General features: G+C 35.0%; 1 protein-coding gene. It reads left to right on the top strand.

Going from position 1 to position 1,764, the window contains the following annotated elements; all coding sequences use genetic code 11:
- The first annotated feature begins 77 nt into the window (after positions 1 to 77).
- The gene (locus tag ACI313_RS04825; protein ID WP_013641967.1) at positions 78 to 1,448 is read left to right on the top strand and encodes an APC family permease; all 1,371 of its coding nucleotides are present in this window, start codon (positions 78 to 80) and stop codon (positions 1,446 to 1,448) included.
- Positions 1,449 to 1,764 lie beyond the last annotated feature (316 nt).

Genomic DNA, 1,764 nt, shown 5'->3' with positions numbered 1-1,764 from the left:
TATCCCTATTGAAAATCAGAAGCTTCTTGGCCTAAAATAATAATTGTAATGGGAGGATTATAGAATCGAGGCTTATCATGGAAAATTCAGATAAGAAACCTAAGAAATTGTCCTTCATTTCTATTTATTTCTTAGGGATTAACGCAGTAATTGGGTCAGGTACTTTCTTACTGCCAGCCAAGATTTATCATGAGATGAATCTAATGGCAATCGTGGTATTATTATTGACCGCCGTAGTTGTATCAATGATCGCTCTATGCTACGCAGACTTATCAAGCAGATTTAAAGGGTCTGGAGCAGCGTGGCTATATGCTTATCATGCTTTTGGCCGATTCACTGGATACGAATTAGGTGTTTTTACTTGGTTTTTAGGTTGTTGTACATTAGGGGCTGAAACTGTCGCATTACTAACTACGCTGAAGAGCTTTTGGCCAGTCTTAAATAATCAAACTATCTATTATTTACTAGCATTTGGGTTAATTATTTTATTCGCCATCATAAACTTCTTTGGTCGTTCATTAGTCAAACTAGTAAGCAATATTTCAGCAGCCGCAAAAATGATTACATTGTTTATCTTTATCATTGTAGGGGCATTCTTCATTCATCAAGGTAACTTCTCACCAATTATTCCAGTAGCAGCTACGAAAGGGGCTGGACCATTTTTGCAACACTTTGGTGCAGCATTTACTCCAATATTCTATTTGTTTACCGGCTTTTCATTTATTCCAATTGCGGCTCGTCAAATGAATAATCCTGAAAAGAATATTCCACGGGTTCTAATAGCCGTAATGGTTAGTGTCACTATTTTAGACTGCTTAATGATGTTTGTAGCTATTGGCCTTGTTGGTAGTAAATTAAGCACTTATTCAACACCATTAGCAAGTGCACTAGGAAATGGCGTTGGTAAGTGGGGCTACTCATTCATTATCGTAGGTATGCTTATCTCAATCTTTGGTGTTGCATTTTCTGCATCATTTAACGCTCCATCTTTGATTGCATCCCTCGCAAATGAACAAAAATTTTTACCTGCATGGGTTGGCAAAAAGAATAAACACGATGCACCATGGGTCGGCATCATTATGACAGCTATTTTAACTGGTGTATTTGTAACTCAATCATACTTATTCCTAGTATCATGTACCGTATTGGCTTCATTTATTCAGTATGTTCCATCAATCTTAGCTGTAATTAAATTCAAACACAGTAATGAATTTCCTAACCACGGATTTAAGTTACCTGGTAAGTATACTATTCCAATTATTGCTTTGATTGTCTCATGCTATATGGTTACTAACTTCACACCTGTAACTCTTTTAGTGGGAGTAGTTGTAGCAGCTATCGGTGCTGTATTATATATCTTCATGGACCGAGATCCTGCCATGGAAGAAATGGAAAAGCTGCACCAAGAGTTTTTGGATAAATTGAGGCATAATAAGATCAAGTTTTAACTTATTACAAAACTGTCGATAGATTTCGGCAGTTTTTTGTTTATTTTAAATCTAATTTACTAGCATCCATATGGCTTGAATTACATGAAAATATCAAAGAGGCATATAATATTGGAAGATATTAAATAAGAAAAGGGTAGATCAGAGACCGTAAAATAGTTTGTGTAGGAATGAATAATTCCTTAAATTAATTTCTTAAAACATTAGAAAAAGGAGTTCCTTTCTCGTATGATGAAACTGTTGTGGCAACTTATATTCCTAATTAAAAGTATCTATCATCGCATGAAAATTCTGATAATTACGTAAAGTGAAATTA

Origin of the sequence: Floccifex sp. (assembly GCF_051873495.1) — a bacterium.
In the GTDB taxonomy this organism is placed as follows: domain Bacteria; phylum Bacillota_I; class Bacilli_A; order Erysipelotrichales; family Erysipelotrichaceae; genus Floccifex.
This window is presented reverse-complemented; position numbering and strand designations above follow the sequence as displayed.

What these genes read in the sequence shown, in the direction of transcription:
- ACI313_RS04825 (WP_013641967.1), top strand. Translation starts at nt 78, where the DNA reads ATGGAAAATTCAGATAAGAAACCTAAGAAATTGTCCTTCATTTCTATT.